Genomic DNA, 2,474 nt, shown 5'->3' on the forward strand with positions numbered 1-2,474 from the left:
ATACATCATGGCAATCGGATTGGCCAATTCACCCACAACCGATGAGCGAACGTGAAAGTGCAAATATTGCTGAAGCGATGAAAAAGCGTCAGCAAACCAGCGACAACAATCCCTTGTCAGCGACAATGGCGATCCCTGATGCAGGTTTAACACAGGCATCATTTAATCATGTGTATGAAATGATGGCATTGGGAAACACAACGTTATTTCTGGATGTGTATCCATTACATGCTTTTTACAAGCAACGTGGATTGGAAGAACTTAAAACTTGCCTGAGTTCACGCCAAAATATCTACTATAATAGGCAATTCCCAATATTGTGGCCGATAGGTCAGGAAAAATTGCGTTTCGGTCGTTCCTACCCAGATATTCTGCTAGCTTTTGAAGAAATAGAAGCAGGAAATATAGCTCAGAGTGTTGTACATCTCGCCAACCACGAGCAAATCAATATATTACAGCCCACCATGTATAGTGATACATATTTGGTAGGGTTATTGTTTGGCAACCAGATTTCTTTTGTCACCGGTTTCCCCTCTGGCGTCGCGGAATCTGTTGAATTAACTCTGGCGAGTCAGTGCCGACGTATTGATGATGGCCGCACTATTGAATTTAGCGATAAGCTGCTGGCTGATCTCTCTGATATAGAACAACGTATGCCTTTCGTGTATAAGACAGCAACCCGTTTTGATGAGATGCTACATGACAGCAACCGAAGTTTGCTCGAAGAATCTCTACAAAATATTGCGGCAGGACGAGGTGTAGAATGAATCTGCTACAATGCATAGGTCGGCGGCGTGGTGGCTTAATATTGGCATTATTAATCGTTCTTGGTCTGACTACCACCTATCTTTACCATTCTCTTTATTCCGATAAGCCAGAGATAGCGCTGGTGATCGGTGAACCTTACGAGGATATGCGACAGCGTTCCACTGCCAGTATTGCTCCGCACCTTCCGGGGAAAATTTGGCATAATATTCCCAAGACGGATGCACGTTTACGCTTTACTGACCCAAGATATGGATTTGTGACCCCTCCAGCCCGATTCTTTGCTGTTCTTTATGCTAATGATGTCATCACTAGTGTGCGGATGTCTCCGCAAATCGAGCCGTTACTCTATGACGATGCGATCAAGATTATATTGGATTTACAAGATCAATGGTATAAAGCGGGTTGGGTGCCTACTAAAGGGTATAAACCCTTAGTAAATACGCCAGAATTACATGACAGTCTTCGTAAGATGAAAAATCCTGGAACAACCTATTGGAAAGCCAATGAGCAGTATCAAGCCATGCTAGACATAGGACGTTTTAAAGATGACAGGCATCCCGATGAAGAACGCTATTTGATCACATTGGTGATTTCTAAGCCGTGGTAAGTAAGCAGGAAATAGCATAAACCAAGATGGGTGTGAGAATGTTATCTTCCCACACCCGCTATTCAAGATATTGCAACAGGACGAGGTGTAGAATGAGCCTGTTACAACAAATAGGTCGGCGGCGCGGTGGCTTAATCTTAGCGTTATCCATCATTCTGGGTTTGGCTGTCGCCTATCTTTACCATTCCTTTTATTCCCGTGAACTAGAGATCCCCTCGTAAGTTGAAATAATGTTAATAAATTAAGTTTTCCTGTTTTGTGTACTTAATTAACTGAGTATGCAAAATGATAATTCTTCCTATTATTTCCCCCAAAGGGGGCGAGGGCAAATCGACCCATTCAGCCAATTTAAGTGGATTTCTTGCTGATGCCGGTTTACGTGTGCTCTTGATTGATGCGGATTATTCCCAACCCACGTCCAGCAGTATTTTTACCCTGAGCTATGAAGCACCCGCGGGTCTGTATGAATTGCTGATGCAGACCGTGGATTTGAACCAACCCGATCAGATCATCTCCCGCTCAACGATCAAAAACCTCGATATTATTATTTCCAATGATCCGGATGAACTCCTGCCGACAGCGATGCTGCACGCGCCCGACGGTCGTTTACGCCTAAAAAATATCTTGCAGCACCCTCTCTTTAGCCAGTACGACATCATTATTATCAACTCCAAGGGGGCAACCGGGATAATGACCGAGCTGGTTGTGCTGAGTGCCACGCACAGTGTGTTGGGGATAATCAAACCGATCCTGCCTGATGTGCGTGAATTCCTGCGCGGCACGCTGCGGATGTTGACCCGCCTTCGGTCATTTGAAAATTATGGCATTCGGTTGCCCTCTATTCAGATACTGGCAAACGGCATTGAAGGCACCAATCTGGATCGAGATACGCTCAATGAATTGGCCGATATTATTGAACAGCAACGTTACGATACGTCAGCGTTAGGCGGCAGACGCGTTTATCAGTTGCTGCAAACCCGCATTGACCTGCTGGATATCTACAAACTGGGACACGTTCGTGCCCAGCCCGTGCATCGCCTTGAATATAAAACCAGCCGAAAAAGTCCTGCCGCCGCCCGACTATGCACAGTCTGGCCTG

Annotated in this window: 3 protein-coding genes and 1 pseudogene; all 4 read left to right on the forward strand. The window is 45.4% G+C overall.

Going from position 1 to position 2,474, the window contains the following annotated elements; all coding sequences use genetic code 11:
* Positions 1 to 767, forward strand: a 767-nt coding sequence (locus PSI15_RS17580) for a DUF2515 family protein (RefSeq protein WP_443256113.1), incomplete at its 5' end; no start/stop codon positions are given.
* Positions 764 to 1,375 (forward strand): hypothetical protein, encoded by a 612-nt coding sequence (locus tag PSI15_RS17585; protein ID WP_273584643.1) that lies wholly within the window; start codon positions 764 to 766, stop codon positions 1,373 to 1,375. The genes PSI15_RS17580 and PSI15_RS17585, both read left to right, overlap by 4 nt.
* A 92-nt stretch (positions 1,376 to 1,467) precedes the next feature.
* Positions 1,468 to 1,596, forward strand: a complete 129-nt coding sequence (locus PSI15_RS17590) for a hypothetical protein (protein WP_273584644.1) — start codon at positions 1,468 to 1,470, stop codon at positions 1,594 to 1,596.
* Between the two features lie 64 nt (positions 1,597 to 1,660).
* Positions 1,661 to 2,474 (forward strand): annotated as a pseudogene (locus PSI15_RS17595) (ParA family protein); the annotation flags it as partial.

Origin of the sequence: Xenorhabdus sp. PR6a (genome assembly GCF_028599065.1) — a bacterium.
In the GTDB taxonomy this organism is placed as follows: Bacteria; Pseudomonadota; Gammaproteobacteria; order Enterobacterales; family Enterobacteriaceae; genus Xenorhabdus; species Xenorhabdus doucetiae.

Excerpts from the sequence above, each read along its gene's own strand:
- PSI15_RS17585 (WP_273584643.1), top strand. The coding sequence starts at position 764 with ATGAATCTGCTACAATGCATAGGTCGGCGGCGTGGTGGCTTAATATTG.
- PSI15_RS17590 (WP_273584644.1), top strand. The coding sequence starts at position 1,468 with ATGAGCCTGTTACAACAAATAGGTCGGCGGCGCGGTGGCTTAATCTTA.